The organism is Bacillus sp. SD075 (assembly GCF_017355165.1).
GTDB lineage: Bacteria > Bacillota > Bacilli > Bacillales > DSM-1321 > Peribacillus.
In genome coordinates, this window is record NZ_JADILK010000001.1 from 247286 (window position 1) to 273421 (window position 26136).

At 44.6% G+C, this 26136-nt stretch carries 22 protein-coding genes and 1 other annotated feature; of the genes, 19 read left to right on the forward strand and 3 right to left on the reverse strand.

From position 1 onward, the window contains the following. Positions 1–1030 precede the first annotated feature (1030 nt). From IOC57_RS01175 to yajC, 9 genes are all read left to right on the forward strand, one after another. The gene (locus IOC57_RS01175) at positions 1031–1993 is read left to right on the forward strand and encodes a phosphotransferase (RefSeq protein WP_207436995.1); all 963 of its coding nucleotides are present in this window, start codon (positions 1031–1033) and stop codon (positions 1991–1993) included. Positions 1994–2095: 102 nt separating this feature from the next. Continuing rightward, positions 2096–2695 carry a YhcN/YlaJ family sporulation lipoprotein gene (locus IOC57_RS01180; RefSeq protein WP_207436996.1) on the forward strand — a complete coding sequence of 200 codons (600 nt, stop codon included), beginning with the start codon at positions 2096–2098 and terminating at the stop codon, positions 2693–2695. 101 nt (positions 2696–2796) lie between these two features. After that, a complete protein-coding gene (locus IOC57_RS01185; RefSeq protein ID WP_396020740.1) occupies positions 2797–3306 on the forward strand; it encodes a BofC C-terminal domain-containing protein in 510 nt (169 codons plus the stop codon). Between the two features lie 371 nt (positions 3307–3677). Continuing rightward, a complete protein-coding gene (gene ruvA, locus IOC57_RS01190) occupies positions 3678–4292 on the forward strand; it encodes a Holliday junction branch migration protein RuvA (RefSeq protein WP_207436998.1) in 615 nt (204 codons plus the stop codon). 11 nt (positions 4293–4303) lie between these two features. Beyond that, the gene (gene ruvB, locus IOC57_RS01195) at positions 4304–5302 is read left to right on the forward strand and encodes a Holliday junction branch migration DNA helicase RuvB (protein WP_207436999.1); all 999 of its coding nucleotides are present in this window, start codon (positions 4304–4306) and stop codon (positions 5300–5302) included. Beyond that, positions 5299–5505: a DUF2905 domain-containing protein gene (locus IOC57_RS01200; protein ID WP_207437000.1), complete on the forward strand. Its 207-nt coding sequence runs from the start codon at positions 5299–5301 to the stop codon at positions 5503–5505. Before ruvB ends, IOC57_RS01200 begins: the two co-directional genes overlap by 4 nt. 38 nt (positions 5506–5543) lie before the next feature. After that, positions 5544–6572 (forward strand): tRNA preQ1(34) S-adenosylmethionine ribosyltransferase-isomerase QueA, encoded by a 1029-nt coding sequence (gene queA / locus IOC57_RS01205; RefSeq protein WP_207437001.1) that lies wholly within the window; start codon positions 5544–5546, stop codon positions 6570–6572. Positions 6573–6602: 30 nt separating this feature from the next. Then, a complete protein-coding gene (gene tgt, locus IOC57_RS01210; protein WP_207437184.1) occupies positions 6603–7748 on the forward strand; it encodes a tRNA guanosine(34) transglycosylase Tgt in 1146 nt (381 codons plus the stop codon). Between the two features lie 42 nt (positions 7749–7790). Further along, complete coding sequence (gene yajC, locus IOC57_RS01215; RefSeq protein WP_207437002.1) at positions 7791–8075, forward strand: preprotein translocase subunit YajC; 285 nt, start codon at positions 7791–7793, stop codon at positions 8073–8075. Positions 8076–8119: 44 nt separating this feature from the next. Here yajC and IOC57_RS01220 read toward each other — a convergent pair whose 3' ends face one another. Then, positions 8120–8491, reverse strand: coding sequence for a TIGR04086 family membrane protein (locus IOC57_RS01220; protein ID WP_207437003.1), 372 nt, complete (start codon positions 8489–8491; stop codon positions 8120–8122). 191 nt (positions 8492–8682) lie between these two features. On the opposite strand from IOC57_RS01220, the gene IOC57_RS01225 reads away from it, so the two are divergent. Further along, positions 8683–9339, forward strand: a complete 657-nt coding sequence (locus tag IOC57_RS01225; protein WP_207437004.1) for a DUF421 domain-containing protein — start codon at positions 8683–8685, stop codon at positions 9337–9339. Between the two features lie 28 nt (positions 9340–9367). Here IOC57_RS01225 and spoVB read toward each other — a convergent pair whose 3' ends face one another. Further along, complete coding sequence (spoVB, locus tag IOC57_RS01230) at positions 9368–10930, reverse strand: stage V sporulation protein B (protein WP_207437005.1); 1563 nt, start codon at positions 10928–10930, stop codon at positions 9368–9370. Between the two features lie 169 nt (positions 10931–11099). On the opposite strand from spoVB, the gene IOC57_RS01235 reads away from it, so the two are divergent. The 6 genes from IOC57_RS01235 to dtd all read left to right on the forward strand — a co-directional run bounded on the left by IOC57_RS01235 (position 11100) and on the right by dtd (position 19860). After that, positions 11100–11405 (forward strand): post-transcriptional regulator, encoded by a 306-nt coding sequence (locus IOC57_RS01235; protein ID WP_207437006.1) that lies wholly within the window; start codon positions 11100–11102, stop codon positions 11403–11405. 196 nt (positions 11406–11601) lie between these two features. Beyond that, positions 11602–13863, forward strand: a complete 2262-nt coding sequence (secDF, locus tag IOC57_RS01240; RefSeq protein ID WP_207437007.1) for a protein translocase subunit SecDF — start codon at positions 11602–11604, stop codon at positions 13861–13863. Positions 13864–14007: 144 nt separating this feature from the next. Next, complete coding sequence (recJ, locus tag IOC57_RS01245) at positions 14008–16383, forward strand: single-stranded-DNA-specific exonuclease RecJ (RefSeq protein ID WP_207437008.1); 2376 nt, start codon at positions 14008–14010, stop codon at positions 16381–16383. Beyond that, positions 16374–16886: an adenine phosphoribosyltransferase gene (locus IOC57_RS01250; RefSeq protein ID WP_061464220.1), complete on the forward strand. Its 513-nt coding sequence runs from the start codon at positions 16374–16376 to the stop codon at positions 16884–16886. The genes recJ and IOC57_RS01250 overlap by 10 nt, the downstream gene beginning before the upstream one ends. Positions 16887–17202: 316 nt before the next feature. Beyond that, positions 17203–19401 carry a RelA/SpoT family protein gene (locus IOC57_RS01255; RefSeq protein WP_063232898.1) on the forward strand — a complete coding sequence of 733 codons (2199 nt, stop codon included), beginning with the start codon at positions 17203–17205 and terminating at the stop codon, positions 19399–19401. A gap of 15 nt (positions 19402–19416) precedes the next feature. Next, on the forward strand, positions 19417–19860 hold the full coding sequence (gene dtd / locus IOC57_RS01260; protein ID WP_207437009.1) for a D-aminoacyl-tRNA deacylase: 444 nt from the start codon (positions 19417–19419) through the stop codon (positions 19858–19860). A gap of 688 nt (positions 19861–20548) precedes the next feature. Here dtd and IOC57_RS01265 read toward each other — a convergent pair. Continuing rightward, positions 20549–22321: an N-acetylmuramoyl-L-alanine amidase family protein gene (locus IOC57_RS01265; RefSeq protein WP_207437010.1), complete on the reverse strand. Its 1773-nt coding sequence runs from the start codon at positions 22319–22321 to the stop codon at positions 20549–20551. Positions 22322–22450: 129 nt separating this feature from the next. On the opposite strand from IOC57_RS01265, the gene IOC57_RS01270 reads away from it, so the two are divergent. The 3 genes from IOC57_RS01270 to aspS all read left to right on the forward strand — a co-directional run bounded on the left by IOC57_RS01270 (position 22451) and on the right by aspS (position 26090). Next, positions 22451–22624 (forward strand): hypothetical protein, encoded by a 174-nt coding sequence (locus tag IOC57_RS01270; RefSeq protein WP_057911594.1) that lies wholly within the window; start codon positions 22451–22453, stop codon positions 22622–22624. A gap of 78 nt (positions 22625–22702) precedes the next feature. Beyond that, positions 22703–22939: a binding site (T-box leader), on the forward strand. Between the two features lie 97 nt (positions 22940–23036). Then, positions 23037–24308 carry a histidine--tRNA ligase gene (hisS, locus tag IOC57_RS01275; protein WP_207437011.1) on the forward strand — a complete coding sequence of 424 codons (1272 nt, stop codon included), beginning with the start codon at positions 23037–23039 and terminating at the stop codon, positions 24306–24308. Positions 24309–24320: 12 nt separating this feature from the next. Continuing rightward, complete coding sequence (aspS, locus tag IOC57_RS01280) at positions 24321–26090, forward strand: aspartate--tRNA ligase (RefSeq protein WP_207437012.1); 1770 nt, start codon at positions 24321–24323, stop codon at positions 26088–26090. Positions 26091–26136: the final 46 nt, after the last annotated feature.

Here is a 26136-nt window from a genome sequence, read left to right on the forward strand (position 1 = left end):
CCTCAGCAGTATAACCAGGCTGCCGGTGAAGAAGAAGATTGCGGCTGTAATCAGGGGTTACTCGGAACGTATGGGCCGGAAGTGAAGGGGCAGTATCAAGGAAACAAAAAAATGGATGCAAATGCCCAACACCATCCGGATTATCACCAATATCAATCCGTTCAATCACAGCAACAACAACAGGCCTCATACCCATACCCAGGGGTGTCACCTAAAGAGTCTCAGATGGGTATAGAGGTGCAAGGTCAATATGGAGAAGAGTCAGTAGAATCATATGATGAATTCATGATGCCGGGTGATCAAAATGGAGGTCAGCCAGGGATGATGATGGGCGGCCAGAACGGAAGTCAGCCAGGCATGATGATGGGCGGCCAAAACGGAGGCCAGCCGTGGATGATGGGCGGCCAAAACGGAGGTCAGCCGGGCATGATGATGGGCGGCCAAAACGGAGGTCAGCCGGGCATGACGATGGGCGGCCAGAACGGAGGCCAGCCATGGATGATGGGCGGCCAAAACGGAGGTCAGCCAGGGATGATGCCAGGCGGTCAAAATGGAGGCCAGCCATGGATGATGGGCGGCCAAAACGGAGGTCAGCCAGGGATGATGCCGGGCGGTCAAAATGGAGTCCAGCCAGGGATGATGCCAGGCGGTCAAAATGGAGTCCAGCCATGGATGATGCCGGGCGGCCAAAACGGAGGTCAGCCGTGGATGATGCCGGGTGGTCAAAACGGAGGCCAGCCGTGGATGATGGGCGGCCAAAACGGTGGTCAGCCGGGAATGATGCCGGGCGGTCAAAACGGAGGTCAACCGGGGATGATGCCGGGAGGCCAAAACGGAGGCCAGCCATGGATGATGGGCGGCCAAAACGGAGGTCAGCGGGCCATGATGCCGGGTCAGTTTGGTGGTCAGCCGGACATGATGCGCGGTCAGCTTGGGGGGCAACCTGAAGCTATGTTACCAGGACAAATGGGAGGCCAGCCAGGCCAATTTGGGGGCGTGCGTGCGCCTGAAACATTTGGGATACCGACATATGCAGATGAAAGCGATGACTACTAATTATCAAGGAGACAGTGTTTTTAACACTCGTCTCCTCTCTTATTTAAATCGTAAGCCCAAGAAAGTCCACCATATTCAAAGCAGTGTCTATTTAATAAATTTTGAAAAGGGTCATCCAATGATTCTTAAAGGATTCGACAGTTTTGAAAAATGGGATCGGCAAAGAGAATTGACTTCTTTGTTAAAACAAAAGGGATTTCATCAAACGTATTATATTCATCAGAATTTAATGCCCTTTCAATTTAAAGGGAAATGGTATGGGAGTATGGACTATTTTCCGCCGAATAAGAAAAAATTCAGATTTTCCAATCATAAGGACCGCTTAGAGGGCATTCAGTTACTGGAAAGCTTCCATGATGTGTCTGAACATCTCTCCATTAACGCGCCTGCGTTCAATCAATCAAAAAAGTGGAAAGAACGCTTATCCCTATTTAAAAAGAACTTTTCTTATGTTCGACAATATGTTTCCGAAGATATTATCAAGGAATGGATCAGATGGGGGGAATGGTCGCTAGAGGGGTTTGATAAAAATCAGTCTTTATGGAATAAGGAAAAGAAAGTCATCATTCATGGTGATTGTGCCCATCATAATTTCTTGCGGAGAGCGGACGGCACTTTGACTTTAATCGATTTTGACTTAATGGCAAATGCACCGAGGTGCATTGATTATTTACAGTATGCAAATCGAATTTCGCATCATTTGGAAGATGCGGCCACCGAACTGTGGGAAGTGCCGCAATTGCAAAGGTATCAGTCAGACCTGGCCTTCTTATATGCATTAACTTATCCTACCGATATTTTCCGTGAATGGAATCGTCTTAATAAAAGTTCTTCTCAGCTGCACTCGGTCTGGAAAATGTCCGTGGAAGGTTTTTCGGAGCGGATGGAGATGAATGAAAAATTGGCGAAAAGGATTTCTTCCCTAAATAGGAATTAAAATGGATTTTTGGCCGTAACTTACAGAGTACATTTCCCGTTCGACACCCATGCTAATTATGAGCGGAATATAGCTCATTCTTTTGCAATGGGAGGGTTATTGGTGCAGAAAATAAAATGGGCACAGCCGCTTTGTACGGTATTGGCCGCCGTCAGTTTGGTTGGATGTGCTAATAATGATACAGCGGAAAATGAAAATATCACGAATGAAACAGGGTACCATGAAAAAGATACATTGGTACGCAACATCAATTATGAGAATATGGTGCAAGGTCTATACGATAAAGATGGTTCGTACAGTAAGAGTGACCGTAATTACCATGGACATGAAAGCAAACCGCTTAAGGCGCGATCATCTTATTATAATTCTTATGAAGGCGCTTTAGCCGACAAAGTCAATGGGGTCGCCAATAAAGCCAAACCGGTTATCGATGCCAGGACAATCATCATGAAAGACGAAATGCTGGTAGCCTTGCTGCTTGATGACTACAGCCAGGCAAAAGATGTTAAAGAGAGAATCAAGAAGGAAATCGGATCGCTTACCAATGACCGTACCCTATATGTTACCACGGATGAAGGTGTCTATTTCAGGACGATGACACTTGATAACAATCTTCGTGATGGCGATACGAGGGAATTGATCATTTTGGATGCCAATGACATGTTCGATAACCTGAACATTCACGAAAATCACTTGAAATAATGAGTGGGCTGACCCGGTATGGAGTCAGCTTTTTTTGATTTTTTTCTGGTTAATAATCCTTATTTGGGGTCAAACTACATAAAAAGTAAACGCCTTAAGAGGTGAGTATATTGATTAATCAACTAAGAATCCAGTTTTTCATGACACTTTTCATATTGCCATTTTGCTTAACCGTTTTGGCCGAAGAAACCGTTCAAAAGGAAAATGATCCAATAGAAAGGAAGGTCATTCTTCAGCGTATGTATCTGGATGGGGAGTTAAGTGAAGAGAAATTGACAGAAACAATTTGGTCGATGGAGGACTTTTGGTCAAAATATGAAGGATGGAGAGTAGTCGATCAAAATGAAGAGCAGATTGTCATGAAGAAAATTGAAAATGACATATCTCCGCTTTTAAAAGCGAATGGCTACCTTGGGATGAGGGAAGATGGCACTTTATCCATTTTTATCGGAAGGCCTGAGCACGCCAAGATCATTCATACCTTTTACCAAATAGACATCGGTAAACTTGAAGTATACAAGCAGGAGGAATTGCAAAAAGGGATTCCTATCATGAATAAAGACCAATATAAACAGCTCATTAAAGAATATGAGCCATATTCGGTAAATTAGGAGAGGATGGGTCCAAAACCACCAGACTGTAGACAAACTCGATCAAATAGAGTTTGTCTACAGTTTTTTTAGGGTTTGTCCGATTTGTACATTACCTCTAGGCACTCGCTTTCCGAGGGCGGTCGGGGGGTCTCCCTTAGACGCGCGCTTCCCCGCAGGAGTCTCGCACATCCGCTTCAATCACCTTTTTTAAAATTTAGATAGAACCCCATTTGTCTAAAAACTGTAGGATGGGATAATGCCCCATATGCAATAAAACGGGATATCCTCCATTGTAAAAGTCATTGCGCCTATTAAATAACTTTTTAATGAACAAGCTTCCCTTTTTATGATAAAATGAGAGGTACAGCAAAATCAGGGAGAGAATTAATTTGTATGATTATATAAAAGGTAAGGTCGATTATATTGGGCCTGAATACATAGTTGTGGAAAATGGGGGGATCGGATATCAAGTGATGACGCCGAATCCTTTTATTTTTTCCGCTCAATACCAGAAAGAAATCCAAGTTTTCCTGTATCATTATGTTCGTGAGGATATGGCCGCATTATACGGATTTCAGACCCGTCAAGAAAAGGCGTTATTCACAAAATTATTGAATGTAACCGGAATCGGGCCAAAGGGTGCTCTAGCCATATTGGCATCAGGCCAGGTTGATCAGGTGGTACAGGCAATCGAAAATGAAGATGAATCGTTTTTGGTGAAATTCCCGGGAGTCGGAAAGAAAACGGCACGGCAGATGATTCTCGATTTAAAAGGGAAATTGGAGAACATTATTCCGGATGCGTTTCCAAGCTTGTTTAACGAAGGCGTCACGTCTGCACTCAGTCCAAATGGTTATACGGAGGAATTGGATGAAGCCATTCTTGCCTTGAAGGCTCTTGGTTATTCTGAAAAGGAAGTCCAAAAGGTTGCCAAGAAACTGCAGGCTGAAGATAGGACGACCGAGCAATATATTAAGAAAGCATTGCAAATGATGTTAAGATAAGGAGTGGCGCAATGGAGGAGAGAATATTCAATCAGGAAGCCGATTTGAACGAACTGTCCTTTGAACAAAGCCTGCGGCCGCAAAACTTAAAGCAATATATCGGACAGGATAAAGTGAAAGCGAATTTGAGTGTATACATCGAAGCGGCAAGGATGCGTGAAGAAACGCTCGATCATGTACTTTTATATGGACCGCCTGGCCTTGGAAAGACGACGCTTGCCGTCATCATCGCCAATGAAATGGGTGTGAATATCCGCACGACTTCCGGTCCCGCCATTGAGCGGCCGGGAGATCTGGCGGCCATTTTGAGTGCACTTGAACCCGGTGATGTATTGTTCATTGATGAGATTCACCGTCTTCCTCGCGTTGTCGAGGAAGTGCTATACCCGGCTATGGAGGACTTCTGTCTGGATATTGTAGTCGGTAAGGGGCCGGAAGCCCGTTCGATCAGGATCGACTTGCCGCCATTCACACTCGTAGGTGCCACGACACGTGCAGGCTCACTGTCTGCACCGCTCAGGGACCGTTTTGGCGTCTTGAGCCGTCTTGAATATTATACGGAAAACCATTTGGCCGATATCATCATCCGTACAGCAAGAATCATGGATACGGAAATGGATGATCAAGCAGCGGCCGAGCTTGCAAGAAGGTCAAGGGGCACCCCGAGAATTGCTAATCGGCTTTTACGGAGGGTCAGGGATTTCGCCCAGGTACGCGGAAATGGTACAATAACGGCCGAGCTTGCCGATTATGCGCTTGAATTAATGCAGGTTGACCGTTTAGGACTCGATCATATTGACCATAAATTACTTAAAGGGATCATTGAAAAATTCCGTGGCGGGCCCGTGGGTCTGGAAACGATTGCTGCAACGATTGGCGAAGAGGCACATACGATCGAAGATGTGTATGAACCATATCTGTTACAAGTCGGTTTTCTTCAGCGGACCCCAAGAGGCAGGATGGCAACACAGCTTGTATATGAGCATTTCGGAATGGAGATGCCTGAATGATTAATATACCGAAGATGGTCATGATATTGGGTGTGATTATATTCGTGATTGGTTTTGCGATGAAATATATTCATCTCGGCAGGCTGCCGGGAGATGTCTTTCTGAAAAAGGGGAATACGACGTTTTACTTTCCTATCGTTACATCGATCATCGTCAGTGTTGTGTTGTCCGCGATTTTTTATTTGATCGGCCGTTTTAAATAATGATTACAGCTTGATAGACATATAAGGAAGTGGAACAGATGAAATTGGATATGTTTGATTTTCATTTACCGGAGGAGCTGATAGCCCAAGTTCCTTTGGAGGATAGGGAAGCAAGTAGATTGATGGTGCTGGACAGAGAAACCGGTAAGCTCCGGCATGATGTATTCAGCCATATCACGGAATATATCAAACCGGGAGATTGCCTGGTGTTGAATGATACGAAGGTGCTGCCGGCACGACTTTACGGAAGTAAAGAAGGAACAGGTGCAAAAATCGAAGTATTGTTGCTTAAGCAAGAGCATGAAGATGTATGGGAAACTCTTGTGAAGCCGGCCAAACGGATTAAAGAAGGGTCGACAATCGTATTTGGCGACGGTAAGCTGAGTGCCGTCTGTACAGGCATGCTCGAGCATGGCGGCCGGATCCTGGAATTTAAATATGAAGGCATATTTTATGAAATACTAGAAAAGCTTGGCGAAATGCCACTACCTCCATACATCAAGGAACAACTTGACGACCAGGACCGTTATCAAACGGTATATGCGCGTGAACGGGGATCTGCAGCTGCACCTACCGCTGGCCTGCATTTTACGGAGGAGTTGCTCGAGAAACTTAAAGGGATGGGTGTCCACATCGCTTTCATCACGCTGCATGTGGGACTTGGTACGTTCCGTCCAGTCAGTGTCGACGATATTGACAGCCACGAAATGCATTCGGAATTTTATCAAATGACGGAAGGCACTGCCAGATTGCTGAATGAAGTGAAAGAAAAAGGCGGGAAAATCATTACGGTCGGCACTACGTCCACCAGGACATTGGAAACGATTGCGTCCCGAAATGATGGGGTTTTCAAGGAAGAGAATGGCTGGACGAGCATCTTCATTTATCCTGGTTATGAATTCAAAGGGATCGATGCGATGATAACGAACTTCCATTTGCCCAAATCGACTTTAATCATGCTTATTTCTGCACTTGCGGGCAGGGAGCATGTCCTTCATGCCTATGAAACGGCAGTGGAAGAAAAATACAGGTTCTTTAGTTTTGGAGATGCAATGTTAATTAAGTAATATAAGAGTGAGAAGCTCTTGAAGGGAGTTATTGCGTTGACTGCAATACGATATGAGTTAATCAAAACATGTAAACAGACAGGGGCACGGCTGGGCCGGGTCCATACGCCGCATGGTTCTTTTGAAACGCCGGCATTTATGCCGGTTGGAACGATGGCTACTGTCAAAACGATGTCACCGGAAGATTTGAAACAAATGGGGGCAGGCATCATCCTGAGCAATACCTACCATCTTTGGCTGCGTCCGGGGCATGAAATCATCAAGGAAGCTGGCGGATTGCATAAGTTCATGAACTGGGATCGGGCGATTTTGACCGACTCAGGCGGCTTTCAAGTATTCAGTTTAAGCGAGTTCCGCAAAATTGAAGAAGAGGGTGTACATTTCAGGAACCATCTGAATGGTGATAAATTATTTTTATCTCCGGAAAAAGCGATGGAAATACAAAATGCGCTTGGCTCCGATATTATGATGGCATTTGATGAATGTCCGCCATTTCCGGCGACTGAAGAGTATATGAAGAAGTCGGTTGAACGGACATCGCGCTGGGCGGAACGCTGTTTGAATGCACATGAGCGTCCAAATGACCAAGGGCTGTTCGGAATCGTTCAAGGCGGGGAATTTGAAAATCTTCGAAAACAAAGTGCAAAAGACCTTGTCTCCCTTGACTTCCCGGGTTATGCTATTGGAGGACTATCCGTAGGGGAACCAAAGGATATCATGAACCGTGTGCTTGAGTTTACAAGTCCGCTGCTGCCGACAGACAAACCGCGTTATCTGATGGGAGTCGGTTCACCGGACTCATTGATCGACGGTGCACTCCGCGGTGTCGATATGTTTGACTGTGTACTGCCGACGCGAATTGCGCGTAATGGTACGCTCATGACGAGCAATGGGCGGCTGGTTGTGAAAAATGCGAAATATGCACGCGATTTCGGTCCAATCGATGAAAATTGCGATTGCCATGTTTGCAAGAATTATAGCCGGGCATATATCCGCCATTTGATTAAATGTGAAGAAACCTTTGGGATTCGTCTTACGTCTTACCATAATCTTCACTTTCTGTTAAACTTGATGGAACAGGTCAGACAAGCTATTCGAGAAGATCGTCTTGGAGACTTTAGGGAAGAGTTTTTCGAGCAGTATGGTTTCAATGAACCAAATGCGAGAAACTTCTAATTCCATAAATATTTTAATGAGTGAAAGGAGTGAATATACAAAATGGGTTCTTTAACACAAATACTTCCGTTGATTTTAATGTTCGTATTGTTCTATTTCTTATTGATCCGCCCTCAGCAAAAACGCCAAAAGGCTACGCAAAGCATGCAGAGCAGTCTGAAAAAAGGTGATAAAGTTGCTACTATCGGCGGCATGCACGGAACAATCGATGCAATCGATGAACTGCAAATCGTCATTAAATCACCAGACGGTACAAAACTAACTTTTGACCGTGCAGCAATCCGTGAAATTACAGAAAGCGCACCGAATAGAGAAGCATCTCTATAAGACAAACGAAAACCGGGCCATGTGCCCGGTTTTTTGCTGTGTTTTTAATCGGTGCGGGAGTCGGAACTCATGTTGACCCCAAGTACGCCGCCCATCATGGCAGTGATCACGAAACAGCCATAGTATATCCATTGCTTGATGGTGAAAAGTGCATCGTGACCTAAATATTGAAAAAGGAACACGACCAATAGATAAAGCAGCCCAGTGCTTCCGCCCAAGAATAGCCCTTGCTTTTTCCCTTTGCCTCCTGAAATGAATCCACCAATGAACAGCGATAAAAAAGACACGGTCATGATCACGTATGTCAGGGATGATTCCGTCAGTGAAGTAAAACGAAGAAGGATGGAAACGATTAAACTTGCAATCATCGCTATCGCAAAGATGGAGCCTACGCCATAAATTACGGCGACACTCATTTTTTTTGTTTCGATGGGTATTCCTCCTTTTTAAAAGGCTGATACGATAGCCTGTTTATGTGTTTGTACAAGCATATTCCCCGTATCGAGCCTTTAGACCAGGTTTAGGAAGCTTACTGTAAAATTAGAAAAGATTATGGAGTAATTTTTCAGTTCCCAAGCCATGCTATGGATGAAGGAAGTGTTATTCAATGGATACCCTGGCTATTATTTTTAGAACAACAGTGATCTATCTAGTCATATTATTACTTTTCCGAATGATGGGTAAGCGGGAAGTTGGGGAACTGAGCATTCTTGATTTAGTGGTATCCATCATGATCGGGGACATTGCCGTCCTATCCTTTGAAGATTTGGATAGACCATTTTTCAGGCAAATCATACCGATGTTCGTACTTGCTTTCATCCAGATAATCATGGCTTACATTTCATTGAAAAGCATAAGGTTTCGAAACATCGTGGACGGTACGCCCCAGATCATCATCAATCAAGGGAAAATAGATGAAAAAGCGATGCGTAAGCAACGATATAATTTCGATGATTTATTGACCCAGCTACGTGAACAGGGGATTAATGATTTAAATGACGTACAATTCGCAATCCTCGAATCCTCCGGAAAGCTTTCGATCATCAAGAATACCAAAGGCAAAAGGTCTAAAACCAAGGAAACACCATATCCTCTTATAATCGACGGGAAGATACAGGAGAGGAATCTCGATAGAATTGGCAAAAATCATTTTTGGCTCAGGCACCAGTTAAAAAAACTGGGAGAAACGAAGGTTAAAGAGATTTCGATTTGTGGGTACATAGATGGCCAATTTTATATCGATAAAAATGAAACGAAGAAATGACCGAAGCCTCTTAATGCTTCGGTCCATTTTATTTCCAAGCGAATTTTGATAAAAAGCCGCCCACTACAGGAATCCTGATCAGGTCCGCCTTTTTTATGCTGCCGGTCATGAGCAGGAAAAATGTGAACAGCAGGATAACGACCATCACGGAAAGCAAAAGCCGTATGCCAAGAGGCTGTGAGGAAAGCGGGAATTGATAAAGATAATAACCGCCCCATCCGGAAATTAATGCAAGGACCAATGCTGACAGATAGCTGCGAAAATGAAGCGTGAAAGGGACGACCTTCAGCACGGTTGAAAAATGAAGGAAGGTAACGAGCATCGTACCGACAGCTATCCCGATTGCGGCTCCCATGATTCCGAAACTTTCCTTTGACGCCAACAGCCAGATCACGCCGATTTTAAGGATGTTCCCAGCCAGGCTGTTGAACATTGCAGCCTTTGCAAGATCCAGTGCTTGCAGCATGGATTGCAGCGGATATTGAAAGTAATAAAGGATGAAAAAAGGCGCCAGGAATTTAATGAAAACAGCAGCATGCGAAGAGCCATACATGACTTGTAAAATCGGTTCGGCAAAGATGAACAGAATGACGATAGCTAAACAGCCTGTGATAAAGGTGATTTTCAGGGCCTGCTGAAGCCTGTGTTCAACAAGTGAAAAGTTTCCGGTCGTACGGGCTTCGCTCACTGCGGGGACAAGTGCCGTCGCCAATGATGATGTGACGAAGGAAGGAAGCATGAGTAAAGGCAGGGCGTACCCTGTCAGCTCCCCGTATTGACTTGTGGCTGCGGCCGCAGTGACTCCGGCAAGTGCCAAACTCTGGGCGACCACTATCGGTTCGAAAAACCACGAAACCGATCCGATCATCCTGCTCCCGGTGGAAGGCAGGGCAATCCCCATCAATTCGGTGAACGTTCCTTTTCCGGATTTGACATTCTTGAAGAAACCCTTCCTGAACTTAAAATGTTTCTTTAATTTAAAGCTGGTCAATAAGTAGATGAGAGATACAAGCTCCCCGATGATCGATGCGAACATCGCCCCGGCTGCAGCATATTCGATTCCATATGGCAAAAAGGCCTTCGTCAGGACGGCTATGAAAGTGATTCGGGCCACCTGTTCGATAACTTGTGAGAAAGCGAAGGGCTTCATATTTTGCTTGCCTTGGAAATAACCGCGCAGTACGGATGAAATGGCGATGATCGGTACGATAGGGGCAATCGCCATTAGAGGCCATACCGTCCGTTTGTCAGTGAATAGGTATTCTGAGAGAGCCGGTGCGAAAAGCAGCATCGCAGGAGTGAAAATCATCGATAGAGTAAAGGTGCAGGCCAAAGAGACGACAAGGATTTTCTTGATTTTCCGCTCATCGCCTCTGGCATTAGCCTCCGCCACGTATTTAGAAATGGCGATTGGCAGGCCTAACTGGGTTATGTTCACGACAAGAAAGAGGGTCGGTAAAGCCATCATATATAAACCAACGCCTTCTTCGCCGATGAAACGGGCGATGACAATGCGGTTAATGAAACCAAGAACCCTTGTAATAAGGCTTGCGATTAATAAAATCAGCGTCCCTTTTAAAAATTTGGACATTGAACTCCCTCCCTGCCTTCTCAAAAAAGCGGTTATGCTATACAATTATCTATATGCTTGTACTTGGACAAAGCATGACAAAAGTGTTGTTTGCGTTCTTACAAATAATCGAAATCCTTCTAAGAAAATGCGCATTCATTTAAGAATCATTTTTACTGGAGGCAAAGTGATGGTAAAAAAGAATCATCCCTATCAAAGGTATTATCTAAAGGTACGTCCATTTTTGAAGAGTAAGCGTGAGGAATTTCAAATGGTCGGATTGAATGCCGTAACAGAGGAAGACATATGGGGAACCTTAACCAAAAATAAATGGAAGCGTCCTCAGGAAAACATTCACCTTCATGAACTTGTCGCAGATATCGTGACATTTTCGAGCAACCAGTTCATGACCTTTCAAATGGTCGAAGCTTATAAATCACCAAACCTATTTGAGCCGCTTTCTGAAGTGGACCTGAAGGAACTTTTGAAAGAATAACGCAAGTATATGCTAAAATTGACAGCTGTTTGTATATGACTCATAATATATATGGTTATGCTTTTTTTGGAAAAAGCATGGGAAGCTGTGTCTTTTTTCTCTAGAAGCAAAGGGGATGCAGATATCATATAAACTAAAAATGACAGTTTTTTCAACTTCAGGAACAGGCGTATTATAGAAAGGGGCCTACTACATAATGGTAAAAAGAAGCAGGATCGTTGCATTTTTTCTAATCGCACTATTGATTTTCGCAGCGATGGGGACGACTTCAAAAGGAATCCTAAAGGATATCAAGCTAGGTCTTGATCTTCAAGGCGGTTTTGAAGTGTTATATGAAGTAAAACCGCTGTCTGGGGAAAAGATCACCCCGGATGTTTTACGGGCTACAGTAAGCTCACTTGAACGGCGTGTCAATGTCTTGGGCGTTAGTGAACCTAACATCCAAATCGAAGGGAAAGACCGGATCCGCGTTCAATTGGCTGGAGTCAAAGACCAAAACAATGCTCGTGAAATCCTATCGACACAAGCAAAATTATCTTTCCGTGACTACAACGATAAGGAAATGATGACCGGTGCCGACCTGAAAGAAGGCGGCGCGAAACAAACGTTCCAAGATAATAAACCGGTTGTCGAAGTCACATTGAAGGATGTAAATAAGTTTAAGGATATCACCCAAAAAATATCCTCGATGGAAAGTCCGACTAATGTACTTGCAATCTGGCTGGATTTCGAGGAAGGAAAAGATTCCATTAAGGATACAGCCTCACAGGACAATATGATTTCCGCTCCAGCTGTCAGTGAAGTTTTTAATACGAAGAAGGTGTATATTACCGGTCAATTCACGGTGGAAGAAGCGAAAGAGCTTGCAGCCCTTCTGAATGCTGGTGCACTGCCTGTAGATTTGAAAGAAAAGTATTCCACTTCCGTTGGTGCCCAATTCGGTGCAGGTGCATTGAATGATACGATTTTTGCAGGAATCATCGGAATTGCCCTTGTTTTCATCTTCATGCTTGTGTATTACCGCTTCCCGGGATTTATTGCAGTCGTCACTTTAAGCATATACATTTTCTTGACGCTATTAGTGTTTGATTGGATGAATGCGGTCCTTACGCTGCCTGGTATTGCGGCATTGGTACTAGGGGTCGGGATGGCTGTCGACGCCAATATCATAACCTACGAGCGAATCAGGGATGAAATGAAACTCGGCAGATCCGTTAAAGCGGCTTATAAAGAAGGTACGAAAAATTCACTTTCTACAATTACGGATGCGAACTTAACGACCTTACTTGCTGCGGCCGTCCTGTTCTATTATGGAACTAGCTCAGTTAAAGGGTTTGCCACCACTTTGATCATTTCGATTTTAATGAGTTTCATAACGGCCGTTTATGGTACACGCCTTTTCATGAGCCTGTGGGTGAATAGCGGGTTCCTTGACAAGCGTACAACATGGTTTGGCGTGAAGAAGAAATACATTCACGATTTATCCGAGAAAGTGGATTTGATGTCATTGCCAACGCGCTTTGATAAAATCGATTTCGTCAAACATCGGAAAGTTTTTTATGGCATTTCAATCGGTGTCACCATTATCGGGATCCTTTTCCTGCTCGTCTTCAGATTGAATCTTGGAATTGATTTCACGAGCGGCACCCGAATCGAGATTGCGTCCAAAGATGTCTTGACGACTCAGCAAGTCAAAACCGAAATGGAAAAGGTCGGTATCGACGCTGAGGATATCAAAGATGTCAGGCTCGCTGGAAAAGACAATAAAAATGCAGTCGTCCGGACAGTAGGTGTCCTCGATAAACAGGAAATCGCTGAATTGAAGGACCATTTCAAGAAGGATTACGGAGCAGAACCGAATGTCAGCACCGTATCACCGACAGTCGGAAAAGAGCTTGCAAAAAATGCCATGTTTGCATTAGCGATTGCATCAATCGGAATCATTTTGTATGTATCAATACGATTTGAATGGCGAATGGCTGTTCCGGCCGTGGTCGCGCTTATACATGATGCATTCTTCATCATCACGATTTTTAGCTTACTCCGGCTCGAAGTGGATATCACCTTCATTGCCGCGGTTCTGACGATCGTCGGTTATTCGATCAATGATACGATCGTAACCTTTGACCGTATCCGTGAAAACCTACGCTTCAGCCGTAAAATCAAAACCGTCGAAGAACTTGAGAACATTGCCAACATCAGTATCAGGCAAACTTTGACGAGATCGATTAATACGGTTCTGACCGTTCTCATAACGGTTATCGCGTTGATGATCTTCGGTAGTGAAGCTATCCGTAACTTCTCCATCGCCCTGTTTATCGGGTTAATATGCGGCGTGTATTCATCGCTGTTGATCGCTTCCCAATTCTGGCTTGATTTGAAAATCAGGGAATTGAAGAAGAAAGGTCCGCTGAATACGGCAAAAGAAAAGAAACAAAGTCTTGAAGGACAAGTTTAATAGGTGAAAGGGGGCTGGCATGACGCCAGCCTCTTTTTATTGAACCAAGCTTTTGAATAGGGAATGACAGCCAATTATGAGTGTAAAATAAAATTGAAACTGGTATATTCGTTTTGTATAATGAGTAGGTTGAGGGGTGAATAAATGTTAAAGCCAAAAACCCGGTGGAACTTACGAACTGCCGATGAAAACAAAGTTGCTGTACTAGCTGAAGAGCTTCATATCACACCTTTGGTTGCAGCCCTGCTTGTGAATCGAGGCCTGGATACGATTGAAAGTGCCCGATCATTTTTATTTGTAAAAAGTCAAACTTTTCATGATCCATTTTTATTGAAGGATATGGATAAAGCGGTATATAGAATAAGAGAAGCCATTCAAAATGGAGAAAAAATACGTATATTCGGTGATTATGATGCGGATGGCGTGACATCGACAACAGTGATGATGACCGCGCTGACGAGATTGGGTGCTGATGTTGATTTTTATATCCCGAATCGCTTTACAGAAGGATATGGTCCGAATCCGATGGCATTCCGCCTTGCTGCCGAACAAGGGGTGAAGGTATTAATAACCGTCGATACCGGAATTTCTGCAGTCGATGAAGCGAAACTTGCCGGCGAGCTTGGCATGGATTATATTTTGACCGACCATCATGAGCCGGGACCGGAACTGCCAGAGGCATTGGCAATCATCCATCCTAAACTTGAGGACAGTTCCTATCCATTTAAAGATCTTGCCGGAGTAGGGGTTGCATTTAAGCTGGCACATGCCTTGCTTGGGGAATTGCCTGAGGATTTGCTTGAAATAGCGGCAATCGGCACGATAGCGGATTTAGTGCCTTTACAAGGGGAAAACCGCGTCATTGCTGCGAAAGGCATCGAGCAGTTACGTTTGACCCGCCGCCCGGGACTTGTTGCCTTAATGAAGGTGGCGAATGTTCAGCAGGAAGCTTTGAATGAAGAATCGATCGGCTTTGCGATGGCACCGCGGATCAATGCTGTCGGACGCCTTGGAGATGCCGACCCTGCTGTGGATTTATTGATGTCCTCAAACCTGGAAGAAGCAACGGAACTTGCCAATGAAATCAATGACATCAATAAAGAGCGGCAGGAAATGGTTGCAGCAATGGCGGAAGAGGCGATTGCCGAAGTCGAGGAAAACTTCCCGCCGGAGTCCAATGGCGTGCTCATCATCGGCAGGGAAGGCTGGAACGCCGGAGTTGTGGGGATTGTGGCCTCTAAACTTGTTGAACGCTTTTACCGGCCCACGATTGTATTGAGCTATGACCGGGAAAAGGGATTAGCTAAAGGTTCTGCTCGGAGCATCGCCGGTTTCGATCTTTTTCAAAGTCTTTCCGCCTGCCGTGAAATGCTGCCTCATTTCGGTGGCCATCCGATGGCTGCTGGAATGACATTGAAAATGGAAGATGTTCAGGAGCTTAGGGACCGCATGAACTTGATTGCGAAGGAACAACTGAACGAAGAGGACTTCAAACCCATTACGAACTTGGATGGAGCCACGACTTTAGCTGAAGTATCCATTCAGACGATTCAGGAAATGAGCTTGCTGGCGCCATTTGGGGTTACGAATCCAAAGCCGAAGATTTTGATAGATTCCGTCCAGCTTTCAAGTGTCCGCAAGATTGGTGCCAACCAAAATCACTTGAAGGTCCAGCTGGAAGATGGTGAAAATCACAAACTTGACGGTGTGGGCTTCGGTCTCGGACATTTTGTCGATGAAATAGCTCCGCACGCTGAAGTCTCGGTTATTGGTGAGCTTACCATAAATGAGTGGAATAATATGAAAAAGCCACAGATCTTTGTCCAGGATGTCTCGGTAAACCATTGGCAGTTATTTGATTATCGCGGCAAGGGACAGCCAGAAAAGTGGCTTGCCGACATTCCTGTACAAAATCGAAAGATCGTCATATTCTCGGAAGGCATTTATGGCAGGTATCCATTTTTGAAAAACCATCCAGATCTCGTTCATATTAAGAATGAACTGGATGCAGAGCAGCTCGACTGCTTTGAAGGTCATTTGGTATTTATGGACATGCCGCCGTCCAGGGAATATTTGAAATGGGTGATTGCCAAAAAGAACCCTTCGCGTATCTACGCCCACCTTTCCCATGAACAGGATCATTTCTTAAGTACGATGCCAACAAGGGATCATTTTAAATGGTTTTATGCCTTCCTTGCCAAAAAGGGTCCGCTCGATGTGAAAAGATATGGGGATGACCTAGCCAAATATCGGGGCTGGTCAAGAGATACCGTGGATTTCATTTCTAAGGTGTTTTTTGAGCTTGATTTTGTTACAATAGAGAACGGGTTAATTATGCTCACAACCAATGCGAAAAAACGCGATCTCAGTGAATCTGTATCGTATACAAGAAAGAAAGAGCAATTTGAGCTTGAACAAGAGCTAGTTTATTCTTCCTATCAGCAATTATTCGATTGGTTCAATCATTATTTAGATCATGAGGCAACAGACCTTGAGGAGGAAACAAAGCAATGGATTTAAAGCAATATGTAACAATTGTGCAAGACTGGCCAAAACCGGGTATTGTCTTCAAAGATATTACAACATTAATGGATAACGGCGCAGCTTATAAATACGCAACAGACCAAATCGTCGAGTACGCTCGCGATAAAAATATCGACTTGGTTGTCGGACCGGAAGCACGCGGATTCATTATCGGATGTCCAGTCGCATACTCATTGGAAGTGGGCTTTGCGCCAGTGAGAAAAGAAGGAAAACTTCCACGTGAAACGATAAAAGTGGAATATGGATTAGAATATGGCAAGGATGTATTGACAATCCATAAAGATGCCATTAAACCGGGACAGCGCATCCTGATTACGGATGATTTGCTTGCTACCGGGGGAACAATCGAAGCGACGATCAAATTGGTCGAACAGCTGGGCGGAATTGTAGCCGGGATTGCATTCCTTATTGAATTGACCGACTTGGATGGAAAAGATAAATTAGACGGCTATGATGTCTTGACATTAATGAGCTTTTAATAAAGGAGAGCACTCTGACCAGGGTGCTCTTTCTGTTTTATTCGTTTTAACTGGATTTTGTCGAATTTCCAGTGAAAAAATGCACTATTCTTAATAAATTACCCGTTTAGCTCTTTACATCCTCGCCTTTTTTTTCGATAATAGTAATATTAAAGAATTTTTCTGCTAATAAGTTTATTTGCACTTGTATCCGTTTAAGCGGATTTATTTTTTTTCGCAAAAATTGTCACGTTTTGCAGAATAAAGGGAAGTGCTACCAATCATACTCAATCCGGATGATATCCGGTGGCAGTTAAAGTGGGGTTTAGGTGATTAAATGGCTAATGATCAAATATTGACTGCCGAGCAGGTTGTAGAACGGGCCAGCTTATATCTTCAGCCGGAAGAAGCTGAATTTATTCATAGAGCGTTTAAATATGCAGAGTATGCTCACCGAGAACAATTCCGTAAATCGGGAGAGCCGTATATTATTCATCCGATTCAAGTGGCGGGCATTCTGGCTGATCTTGAAATGGACCCTGCAACCATTGCGGCAGGTTTTTTACATGATGTTGTTGAAGACACGGAGATCACTCTGAAGGACATTGAAGAAAACTTCAGTCCTGAAGTCGCCATGCTCGTGGATGGCGTGACCAAGTTAGGGAAAATCAAGTATAAATCACAGCAGGAGCAACAGGCGGAAAACCATCGGAAAATGTTCGTGGCGATGGCCCAGGATATACGGGTCATCTTGATCAAGCTTGCGGACCGACTGCATAATATGCGGACCTTGAAGCATCTGCCGCAGGAAAAGCAGAGAAGGATATCGAACGAGACGTTGGAAATCTTCGCACCGCTTGCTCATCGTCTGGGCATCAGCACGATTAAATGGGAACTTGAAGATACGGCACTAAGGTATCTGAATCCTCAGCAGTATTACCGAATCGTCAACCTGATGAAGAAAAAACGTGCTGAACGTGAAAAGTATCTGGAAGAAGTCATTGATGAAGTGCGTAAAAACGTTGAGGAAGTCAACATTAAGGCTGACCTTTCCGGCAGACCGAAACATATATACAGCATATATCGCAAAATGGCTTTGCAGAATAAGCAGTTCAGTGAAATATATGATTTGCTTGCGGTTCGGATCGTCGTCAATAGCATAAAGGATTGCTATGCCGTTTTAGGGATCATCCATACTTGCTGGAAGCCGATGCCTGGCCGATTCAAAGACTATATCGCGATGCCGAAGCCGAATATGTATCAATCACTCCATACGACGGTGATCGGACCGAAAGGAGATCCGCTGGAAGTGCAGATCCGTACTTCCGATATGCATCGCATTGCCGAGTTCGGGGTTGCCGCGCACTGGGCTTATAAAGAGGGAAAAGATGTCGGTGAACAGCCTTCATTGGAAGAAAAATTGACATGGTTCCGGGAAATTCTTGAATTCCAGGATGATGCGACTAATGCAGAGGAATTCATGGAATCCCTTAAAATAGATCTTTTTTCTGATATGGTATTCATTTTCACACCAAAAGGCGATGTGATCGAACTGCCATCAGGATCCAACCCGATTGATTTCGCTTACCGGATTCACTCGGAAATCGGAAACAAAACGATTGGTGCCAAAGTGAACGGGAAAATGGTACCGCTGGATTATAAACTGAAAACTGGCGACATCATAGAAATCTTAACTTCGAAGCATTCATACGGTCCAAGTCAGGATTGGCTTAAACTAACCCAAACGTCTCAGGCGAAAAATAAGATCCGCCAATTTTTCAAGAAGCAGCGCCGCGAAGAAAATATCGAAAAAGGCAAAGAGCTTGTTGAAAAGGAAATCAAGGATATGGAGTTCGACCTGAAGGAAATCCTGACTGCCGAGAATATCAGGCGTGTTGCAGATAAATTCAACTTCCTGAATGAAGAGGATATGTATGCTGCAGTCGGATATAACGGAATAACGGCCCTGCAGGTAGCTAACCGCCTTACCGAAAAATGGCGTAAACAGAAAATGGTCGAGCAAGAAGCGGATATTTCTGAAGCGGTAGCCGATCTGAAAACCTTCTCCAATACATCAAAAAAACGTGACTCAGGTGTACAGGTACCGGGGATTGATAACCTGCTTATCCGTTTATCACGCTGTTGCAACCCCGTACCAGGGGACGAAATCGTCGGTTATATAACCAAAGGCCGTGGAGTTTCCGTTCATAGACAAGACTGCCCGAACCTGGATAGCGGGGATGCCGATCACCGCCTTGTACCTGTGGAATGGGAAAGTACGATTAACGAACGCAAGGAATACATCGTTGAAATTGAAATCAGCGGCTATGACCGTCGCGGCTTATTAAACGAAGTGCTGCAAGCCGTCAATGAAACCAAGACCAACATTTCAGCGGTCTCGGGTAAATCCGACAGGAATAAGGTGGCGACCATTCACATGTCGATTTATATTCATAACATTGCCCATTTACAAAAGGTCGTCGACCGTATAAAACAGATTTCAGATGTTTATTCCGTCAGAAGGATCATGAACTAAGGAGTTTTTATTGCCATGCGTGTTGTTTTACAACGTTCCAAAGCGGCAAAAGTTGTTGTCGCAGACCAAATAATCGGGCAAATCGAGAGCGGTCTCGTCCTGTTGGTTGGTGTCACCCACGGGGATACCATCGATGACGCCGCCTATCTGGCCGATAAGATTGTCAATCTCAGAATATTTGAAGATGAAAATGAAAAGATGAACCACTCACTATTGGATGTAGGAGGTTCGATTTTATCAGTTTCACAATTCACCTTATACGGTGATAGCCGTAAAGGCCGTCGACCGAACTTCATGGACGCCGCCCGTCCTGAAGTGGCGAATGAACTATATGAAGCATTTAACGAGGAACTCCGCAAGAAAGGCGTCCATACGGAAACAGGACAATTTGGTGCCATGATGGATGTTCAGCTCACTAATGACGGTCCCGTTACATTAATACTCGAAAGCAAAAAATGACCTGCTGCGGCAGGTCTTAGACTGTAGATAAACTCGATGAAAATCGAGTTTGTCTATTTTTATGAGTTGTACAATTTGGACGTAGATTGGAACGGAAGGCACACGCTTTCCGCGGGCGGTCCGTGAGTCTCCTCTGCTTTTGCCTGTGGGGTCTCCCGTAGACGCGCTTTTCCTGCAGGAGTCTCGTACCATCTGTTCCAATTAACTATGTTTCACCTTTTAGATAGAACCCTTTTGCCTTGAGTCCTTTTTGTTTTAGGCTATTTTCGCCTTTGTTGCTATTTACTAAGTAGTGCGGTGTGGTTGATTTCCCCTCCAGATGCTCGCTTTCCGCGGGCGGGCGGTGAGCCTCCTCGGCGTAAACGCCTGTGGGGTCTCACCTAGTCCCGCTGCTCCCGCAGGAGTCTCGCACCTTCCGCTCTAATCAACCTTAAATAGTTTCGTTTTATAAACAACAATCTTTTTGAAAAGAGCCTTGTTTTTAAAATAGAAGGATTAAAACTTGAGGTGATGAGGATGCTTTCTACACATGATTCTATTCAGCGAGATCCACTTGAAATGATTACTTTGGATCAATTGGTGCCACCGAACCCTTTTTGTCTACAAACTGTGCCCTGCTGCGGCAGGTCTTTTTGTTTGGGTAAAAGTAGAAAGGCCAGCTTCGTATCGAAGCTGGCCTTTCTACTTCTTATTTAAAATACCGCGCCAATCCATTATAGATGGCCGATGTGATTTTTTCTTGATACTCATTCGATGTTAACGTTAATTCCTCCACTGGATTACTTAAATAACCCAGTTCAATAAGTGTAGCTACCCGTTTATTTTCGCGGGTCACATGAAAATTCCCGTATCGTGATCCGCGATTGGGCACCTGCATGGTTGAACCGAGTGAATTGGCCAGTGTAGCCGCCAATGCACGCTGGTAGTCATGATAGTAGTATGTGGTTATCCCGCTGGTGATCTGGTCCTTGGTGCTATCATAATGGAGGCTGATGAAAGCATCCGCATTATGTATATGTGAAGTGCTGACCCGGGAAGGGAGTGGAACATAAGTATTTCCGCTTCTGGTCAGGATCACTTTAGCTCCTGCAGCCTGAAGTTTGTCCCGCAGCAATTCTGCCGTCCGAATCGTCAGGTTTTTCTCAAGTGTCCCGCCGACGCCGATTGTACCGCTATCCCTGCCGCCATGGCCGGGATCGATCACAATGGTTTTATCCTTTAAGTATTTTTCCACGCCAGGCCGTTGGATCTGCTCGGAATTCCCGTCGATCGTCACGATCCATCCGGCCACATAAGCTGTTTTTCCGCTCTTTAGTTTAATGGAATACCAATCGCCTTCCATACCTGATGTGGAGAACGTTTCACCTGCATTGGCCTGCGCTACGATCTCCGAATTGCCATCAGGCCCATTTCTAAGGATCGTACCATCATGAATGATGGTAATCTTGTTTCCTTTTACATCAACCTTTGTTTCCTTCGCCGTTTGTACATTCTCTTTTTCCAGGTACCAACTCACGACCCAGCCCTTTTTTGAACCGGAGAGCCTTATCTGTGTCATATTTCTCTTTGTTTGCAGAACGGCGTAAGTCTCATCTTTGTTCACCGAACCGATGACCTTGCTTGAGAGAGACGCATCTTTCCTGACATTTAAACCGGTTGCGGTCACCCTTGCAGTGGCGCCCGCCGTATCATTTTTCATATCATCTTTATCTTCACCTTCACTTACTTGTATGTAAGGTTCAGATACCCAACCGCGGACTCCTTGGAAATCAATTTCAGCCCATTCATTTTCAACCCTATAAACGGTAACTGCCGTATTTTTATTAAGCTTTCCTAGCGTTGCGCTGCTTTTCGATGGCTCCGAGCGGACATTGAGCCGGTCCACCAAAGTTACTCCGGTTTTTACGGCTTGATTCGTTTCTTTTCCCTTCGTTGAATCTTTCTTCCCTGCATTTTCTGATGCGGCGGGAAGCCTAATGTAGTCAGAAGAGACCCAGCCTTCGATATCCGCCATTTTGACCTTTATCCAATTTTCATTCTTTTCAATGATGTCAACAGCTGTTCCTTCACTAAAGGACCCAACCGTTTGAAATGTAGTGCCGGGACCTGTGCGGACGCGGACCGAGCTGCCTGTTATCATCCCTTGTCCGGATTCCTTTTTGACCTGGTTGGTATCAGACCCCGTTTGTCTCTTCACTAACCAATTGGCAACCCATCCCGTTTTACCGGCGCCAATCCGGATTTCAATCCAGTCGCCATCTTCATTCAGAATGGAATATGATTCCCCTTTTGCCAGTTTTTTTACGATAGGAAAACTGAGACTTGCACCTTCACGGACATTGACCACTTGGGTCGTCACGATATTTTCCCCTTCATCTTTTCCAAAAGCGTGATGGACGGGGAAAATCGCTGATAATATCAGCATCAGTGTCAGGCCGAATAAACCCGATTTCTTCTTCATAAGTTGTCTCTCCCTTATAATGTCTATGTGTATGTATTCTCCTTCAATGAAAATTTCCCTCTTTCCCTGTGCAAAAAACATCTTTTTTAGGAAAGAATAAAGTTTATATATACCGAGGAGGGAAACTACATGAAATTCAGCGAAAAAGATCAAACGAGCCTAAGCGGAGGCAATCAAGTATTGGGTGTGGATTTTCACGATTTCATCCAAAAGGAACAAAGCGCAAACCTTGTTGAATTGGCATCCGAATTCGGAGTCAATGTTCGGACGATCAAAAATCTGAAAAAACATTTGAACCAATAAAATGCGACAAAATCCTCAGTCTGCCTTGACATTTGATGTTAACGTCCGTATGATTATAAAATATCAGACTTATTACTGCAATAACCAATGATGGAGAAGAGTAATTAAGAAACACATGAAAAGAGAGGAAATGCCGAGGCTGAAAGCATTCCACATGATGACTTAATGAAAGAACCCTCCGTAGGCTTCACTCCGAACGGATTTACTTAATAGGAGATGGACGTAAAACAGGCGTTAACTGTTTTAGAGCGGAGGCACTTTTTTTGTGCTTCAACTAGGGTGGCACCACGGGATATCCAAACTCTCGTCCCTTGTAACATATAAGTTACAAGGGGCGGGAGTTTTTTGTTTGGAAAAAATCAGTATAGCGCCGAATAAAAAAGGGCGCCTTGCTTTAAAGGAGGAAACACATATGTCTATTCAGATTCCTAGGGGTACCCAGGATTTATTGCCTGGCCAAACGGAAATTTGGCAGTATATCGAAAACAAAGCGCGTGACATTTGTCGCCGTTACCAATATAAGGAAATCCGGACGCCGATTTTTGAGCACACGGAATTATTTTTACGTGGTGTAGGGGATACAACCGATATCGTTCAAAAAGAGATGTATACATTTCAAGATCGCGGTGAAAGGAACTTAACCCTTCGTCCGGAAGGCACTGCATCGGTTGTACGGTCTTATATCGAGAACAAAATGTTCGGGTGGGCCAATCAACCGGTCAAGCTTTATTATATCGGGCCGATGTTCCGTTACGAACGTCCGCAAGCAGGCCGGTTCCGCCAGTTCGTTCAATTCGGCATCGAGGCTTTAGGAAGTAAGGATCCCGGTATCGATGCAGAGGTTCTGTCACTTGCGATGAACCTGTACAAGGAACTAGGTTTGAAAAAGCTGAAACTTGTGATCAATAGCCTTGGTGATAAGGAAAGCCGGACAGCGCATCGCAATGCGTTAATCAAACATTTCGAACCCCGCATCGGCGAGTTTTGCGGCGATTGTCAAAACCGTCTGGAAAAAAATCCTTTGCGTATCCTGGATTGCAAAAAGGATCACGATCATGAATTGATGGATACGGCTCCTTCCATCATTGAATATTTAAATGATGAATCCCGCATTTATTTCGAAAAGGTGAAACAGCATTTGACCGATTTGGAAATCGATTTCGTCGAAGATCCGACTCTAGTGCGGGGCTTGGATTATTATAATCATACCGCATTTGAAATCATGAGTGATGCAGAAGGCTTTGGCGCCATCACCACCCTTTGCGGGGGCGGCCGTTATAACGGGCTGGCTGAAGAACTTGGCGGACCGGAAACACCCGGAATCGGCTTTGCACTTAGCATTGAACGCCTGATTGCTGCCCTCCAAGCAGAAAACATCGAACTTCCGATTAAAAAGGGAATTGACTGCTATCTTGTCTCATTAGGAGAAACAGCCAAGGACTATACCGTCAAACTTGCCCATCAATTGCGGAATGCCGGTTTTACCGTCGAAAAAGATTATCAAGACCGTAAAGTGAAAGCTCAATTCAAATCAGCCGACCGTCTCGAAGCAAGATATGTGGCGACACTCGGGGATGATGAATTGGCAAATAATAAAATCAATGTGAAGTTCATGGAAACCGGTGAACAAGTCCAAATGGAACTTGCTTCATTCGTTGAACAATTCAAAAAGCTACAGGCTTAAGGGGGAAATACCATGTTTGGCAGAACATACTTCAATGGTGAAGTGACAGAAGCAGCTATTGGTGAAAAAGTAACATTGAAAGGATGGGTACAAAAACGCCGGGATTTAGGCGGGGTCATCTTTATCGACCTGCGTGACAGAAGCGGAGTCGTCCAAGTCGTATTCAATCCGGACATTTCGGCGGAAGCGCTGGCAACAGCCGAAAAGATCCGTAATGAATACGTCCTGGATATTCAAGGGACAGTCATCAAACGTGATGAAGCCAACTTCAATCCGAACGTAGCAACAGGTACGGTCGAAGTCCAAGCCGAAAACGTTACAATTTTAAATGAAGCAAAGACCCCTCCATTCATCATTGATGAAAGAACGGATGTATCAGAAGACATCCGCTTGAAATATCGTTATTTGGACCTGCGTCGTCCGGCGATGTTCGAAACGTTGAAAATGCGTAACCAAACAACAAAAGCGATCCGTGATTACTTGGACGGTGAAGGCTTCCTTGATATCGAAACACCTATCTTAACAAAAAGTACACCTGAAGGGGCACGTGATTATTTAGTGCCTAGCCGTGTACACGAAGGGGAGTTCTATGCACTTCCGCAGTCACCGCAAATCTTCAAGCAGCTATTGATGGTATCCGGTTTCGAACGTTATTATCAAATTGCCCGCTGTTTCCGTGATGAAGACTTACGTGCTGACAGACAGCCTGAATTCACGCAAATCGATATTGAAACAAGCTTCATGAGCCAAGAAGATATCATTAACACCGCAGAAAACATGATGGCTAAAGTGATGAAAGACGTTAAAGGACTGGACGTAACACTACCATTCCCTAGAATGACATACAATGAAGCAATGAGCCGTTACGGTTCCGACAAACCGGATACACGCTTCGGTATGGAACTAAAAGATGTTTCCGAAATCGTCAAAGACAGTGATTTCAAAGTGTTCACCGGCGCAGTCGCAAACGGCGGACAAGTCAAGGCAATCGTCGTTAAGGACGGGAATGCGGATTATTCACGTAAGGATATTGATGGATTGGCTGAATTTGCAGCGATTTACGGTGCAAAAGGCCTGGCATGGCTGAAAGTTGAAGAAGACGGCGTAAAAGGGCCAATCGCTAAGTTCTTCGCAGAAGATCAAGATCAATTAGTATCTGTATTGGAAGCTGAAGTAGGCGATTTAATCTTATTCGTGGCGGATAAGAAAGGCATAGTCGCTGATGCACTTGGAGCACTTCGCAACAAGCTTGGTAAAGAAAGAGGCTTGATCGATCAAAGCAAATTCAACTTCCTATGGGTGACGGACTGGCCATTACTTGAATATGACGAAGAAGAAGGGCGCTACTATGCAGCACACCATCCATTCACAATGCCATTCCGTGAAGACATGGACAAATTGGAATCAGACCCAGCAAGCGTCCGTGCACAAGCATATGACCTTGTCTTGAATGGTTACGAACTTGGCGGTGGATCACTGCGGATATTCGAACGCGACGTTCAGGAAAAAATGTTCAAAGTGCTTGGATTCTCCGAAGAGGAAGCAAACGCACAATTCGGCTTCCTAATGGATGCATTCGAATACGGGACGCCTCCACACGGCGGAATCGCCCTTGGACTGGACCGCATGGTCATGCTGCTTGCAGGCCGCACGAACCTTCGCGACACCATCGCGTTTCCGAAAACGGCAAGCGCAAGCGACCTGCTCGTTGACGCACCGAGTACTGTAAGTGACAAGCAATTGGCCGAACTTAACCTAAGACTTGCTGCACTTAAAAAATAATTTATTGGGAAAATATGAAAATATACCTAGGTGCTTTCTCTTGAAA

What these genes read in the sequence shown, in the direction of transcription:
- IOC57_RS01175 (WP_207436995.1), top strand. Translation starts at nt 1,031, where the DNA reads ATGCAGATGAAAGCGATGACTACTAATTATCAAGGAGACAGTGTTTTT.
- ruvB (WP_207436999.1), top strand. Translation starts at nt 4,304, where the DNA reads ATGGAGGAGAGAATATTCAATCAGGAAGCCGATTTGAACGAACTGTCC.
- IOC57_RS01200 (WP_207437000.1), top strand. Translation starts at nt 5,299, where the DNA reads ATGATTAATATACCGAAGATGGTCATGATATTGGGTGTGATTATATTC.
- queA (WP_207437001.1), top strand. Translation starts at nt 5,544, where the DNA reads ATGAAATTGGATATGTTTGATTTTCATTTACCGGAGGAGCTGATAGCC.
- yajC (WP_207437002.1), top strand. Translation starts at nt 7,791, where the DNA reads ATGGGTTCTTTAACACAAATACTTCCGTTGATTTTAATGTTCGTATTG.
- IOC57_RS01220 (WP_207437003.1), bottom strand. Translation starts at nt 8,491, where the DNA reads ATGAGTGTCGCCGTAATTTATGGCGTAGGCTCCATCTTTGCGATAGCG.
- IOC57_RS01225 (WP_207437004.1), top strand. Translation starts at nt 8,683, where the DNA reads ATGGATACCCTGGCTATTATTTTTAGAACAACAGTGATCTATCTAGTC.
- spoVB (WP_207437005.1), bottom strand. Translation starts at nt 10,930, where the DNA reads ATGTCCAAATTTTTAAAAGGGACGCTGATTTTATTAATCGCAAGCCTT.
- IOC57_RS01235 (WP_207437006.1), top strand. Translation starts at nt 11,100, where the DNA reads ATGGTAAAAAAGAATCATCCCTATCAAAGGTATTATCTAAAGGTACGT.
- secDF (WP_207437007.1), top strand. Translation starts at nt 11,602, where the DNA reads ATGGTAAAAAGAAGCAGGATCGTTGCATTTTTTCTAATCGCACTATTG.
- recJ (WP_207437008.1), top strand. Translation starts at nt 14,008, where the DNA reads ATGTTAAAGCCAAAAACCCGGTGGAACTTACGAACTGCCGATGAAAAC.
- IOC57_RS01250 (WP_061464220.1), top strand. Translation starts at nt 16,374, where the DNA reads ATGGATTTAAAGCAATATGTAACAATTGTGCAAGACTGGCCAAAACCG.
- IOC57_RS01255 (WP_063232898.1), top strand. Translation starts at nt 17,203, where the DNA reads ATGGCTAATGATCAAATATTGACTGCCGAGCAGGTTGTAGAACGGGCC.
- dtd (WP_207437009.1), top strand. Translation starts at nt 19,417, where the DNA reads ATGCGTGTTGTTTTACAACGTTCCAAAGCGGCAAAAGTTGTTGTCGCA.
- IOC57_RS01265 (WP_207437010.1), bottom strand. Translation starts at nt 22,321, where the DNA reads ATGAAGAAGAAATCGGGTTTATTCGGCCTGACACTGATGCTGATATTA.
- IOC57_RS01270 (WP_057911594.1), top strand. Translation starts at nt 22,451, where the DNA reads ATGAAATTCAGCGAAAAAGATCAAACGAGCCTAAGCGGAGGCAATCAA.
- hisS (WP_207437011.1), top strand. Translation starts at nt 23,037, where the DNA reads ATGTCTATTCAGATTCCTAGGGGTACCCAGGATTTATTGCCTGGCCAA.
- aspS (WP_207437012.1), top strand. Translation starts at nt 24,321, where the DNA reads ATGTTTGGCAGAACATACTTCAATGGTGAAGTGACAGAAGCAGCTATT.